The following is a 2556-nucleotide window of genomic DNA, read 5'->3' on the forward strand; positions in this document are numbered from 1 at the left end:
CCCGGCAAAGCCTGGACAGATCGAGCGCTACGATTACGAGTGTCGTATGCGTCCGGTGACGGCCCCTAGTTAGGTCATCTTGAGCGGATGGCTGACAGCGCTCACGCGGCGTGAGCGACGTTCTGAGGTCGCCAATTCCAGGGCATGAGTTCGTGGATGCGCTTGGCGGGATGATCGGGCAGTCGGGCCAGCACGTCGGCAAGCCAAGCCTGTGGATCGATGTCGTTGAGCTTGGCGGTGGCAATGAGGCTGTAGATGGCAGCCGCACGCCGGCCGCCCTCATCGGACCCAGCGAAGGTCCAATTTTTTCGTCCCACAGCGACCGCCCGTAGCTCACGCTCGGCAGCATTGTTCGACATGCAAAGCCGTCCGTCATCAAGGAAGCGGCTAAATGCATCCCAGCGGCTGAGGCAGTAGTTGATCGCTTTGGTCGTGTCGTTGTTTTTGGAGAGCTTGGCGCGCTGCTCGCGTAACCACGCCTCCAGCTCGGTTATCAGGGGGCGGCTACGCTCCTGGCGCACACGCAAACGCTCCTGCGCAGTAAGACCGTTGATCTCGCGCTCGATGGCGAACAGGACATCAATGCGCTTGACTGCCTCGGCCGCGATCGGCGCCTTGCTGAGCCGCGCGAGATCAAAGAACTTGCGCCTGCCATGCGCCCAGCACGCAGCCTCGATAATGGGGCCGCCCTTGCGATTGGCCTCGTAGAGCCTGCCAAAGCCGGCGTAGGCGTCGGCCTGCATCAGTCCGGCATAGCCCGCCAGATGCTGCGCCGGATGCGCACCGCCACGGTCGGACGAGTAGAAGAACACGGCCGCTGGCGGATCTGGGCCGGCAAACGGACGGTCGTCGCGCATGTAGGTCCAGAGCCGGCCGGTCCGGGTCTTGCCCTTGGCCAGGACCGGCACCGTGGTGTCATCCGCGTGGATGCGCTCGGCTGCGAAGACATGGCTCCGGATCGCATCGACCAAAGGCATCAGGGTTGCCGCGGAGGCACCCACCCAATCCGCGAGCGTCGATACGTCGAGGTCGATGCCTTCACGCTGGTAGACGTCGCTCTGACGATGAAGCGGCAGGTGCAGGCCGTACTTGGCGAACAGAACATGGGCCAGCAGCTTGGCCCCTGCACGCCCGCGCGCGATCGGATGCGAGGGGGCCGGCGGTTGGGTGATCGCTTCGCAGGCCCGGCAGACGAGCTTCTCGCGCACGTGCTGGATCACCTTCCACTGGCGCGGAACGAGCTCCAGCGTCTCGGTCACGTCCTCGCCAATCTTGCGCAATCGGCTGTCGCCGCAGCATGGGCAGGTGGCAGGCACCGGATAGACAATGCGCTCCCGCGGCAAATGCTCTGGCAGCGGCCGACGGGCTGGCTTGCGGCGCTCGAACGATGGCACCGCAATCTTCTCGGCTGCCATCTGTGCCGCGGTCTCGGCTTGCGCCCCGTTTTCCTCCAGGTCGGCGAGCTGCAGCTCGAGCTGGTCCAGCAATACGCCGCGCTCGGAGGACTGTCCGAACTGCTCGTGCCGCAGCTTCTTGATCGTGAGCTTGAGCTTCTCGATCAGCAAGCTCCCCGCCTGGGCCTCGGCTTCCGCGACCAACCGGGCCGCTCGCTCGGCGCGCAGCATCGCCTGCAGCGTGGTCACATCGTCGGGAAGAGAATCATCGGCGCCCATTGCCGACCAGAGAATCACAAGGCGCGGTCTCTGTCCGGGCCGCTGATCGTGCCATCGATTCAAATCCCAGCGATCAGCCGGCCGCCTGCGGTCGCCAGGTCTGTTGCGGCATCCGCCAGTCGATGCCCTCCAGCAGATAGCCAAGCTGGGCTGGGGTGATTGTCGCCACGCCATCAGCCGACGACGGCCACAGGAAGCGGCCGCGCTCCAGCCGCTTGGCATAAAGCGACATGCCCAGTCCATCGTGCCAAAGGATCTTGATCAGCTTGCCACTCTTGCCTCGGAACACATAGAGATCGCCGCCGTGCGGGTCTCGCTTGAAGGCTTCCTGCACCAGCAAGGCCAGCGAGTTCATGCCGCGGCGCATGTCGGTGTGGCCGGTCGCAATCCACACCCGCACGCCCGACGCAATGGGGATCACCGCGGCCGTCCATCTGCCAGTGCCGCCACCGCGGCCTTCAGCGTCGCCGCATCGACCGTGCCCGTGATCCGCATCCGAGCCCCGGCCGCAAACTCGATCTCGATGGCGCCGCCGCCGGCCGGCGCGACCGGACCAGGCGTCGGCCCTGACTCCGCGACCACTATCGCCGGTACGAAGCCAGGTTGATCGGCGGCATCCTTCGGCTCGGGCCGAAACGACCGTCGCCATCGCAGCAGCAATGACCGCGAAACGCCATACCGGCGCGCTGTTGCCGCGACCTGGCGCGGCGCCTGCAAGCTCTCCAGGACGATCTTGAGCTTCTCATCCTCGGACCAGCGCCGCCGCCGGCCCGTGTCCACCACCTCAAGCCGCTCGACCTGGGCACTGCGCCTATCACTGTCCATAAGGACAGTTCGCAACAACACGCCTCATTCGGCAAGGCGGCCTTCACCGGACGGATAC

At 65.5% G+C, this 2556-nt stretch carries 3 protein-coding genes; all 3 read right to left on the reverse strand.

Annotated features, from left to right (window positions below):
- Positions 1–101: 101 nt before the first annotated feature.
- Positions 102–1673, reverse strand: a complete 1572-nt coding sequence (tnpC, locus tag HL671_RS37755) for an IS66 family transposase (protein WP_172244225.1) — start codon at positions 1671–1673, stop codon at positions 102–104.
- A 73-nt stretch (positions 1674–1746) separates the two neighbouring features.
- Positions 1747–2094, reverse strand: a complete 348-nt coding sequence (gene tnpB / locus HL671_RS38705) for an IS66 family insertion sequence element accessory protein TnpB (RefSeq protein ID WP_172244227.1) — start codon at positions 2092–2094, stop codon at positions 1747–1749.
- Complete coding sequence (gene tnpA, locus HL671_RS38710; RefSeq protein ID WP_172244229.1) at positions 2091–2498, reverse strand: IS66-like element accessory protein TnpA; 408 nt, start codon at positions 2496–2498, stop codon at positions 2091–2093. The genes tnpB and tnpA overlap by 4 nt, the downstream gene beginning before the upstream one ends.
- Positions 2499–2556: the final 58 nt, after the last annotated feature.

This window comes from Bradyrhizobium denitrificans (assembly GCF_013179005.1).
GTDB lineage: Bacteria > Pseudomonadota > Alphaproteobacteria > Rhizobiales > Xanthobacteraceae > Bradyrhizobium > Bradyrhizobium denitrificans.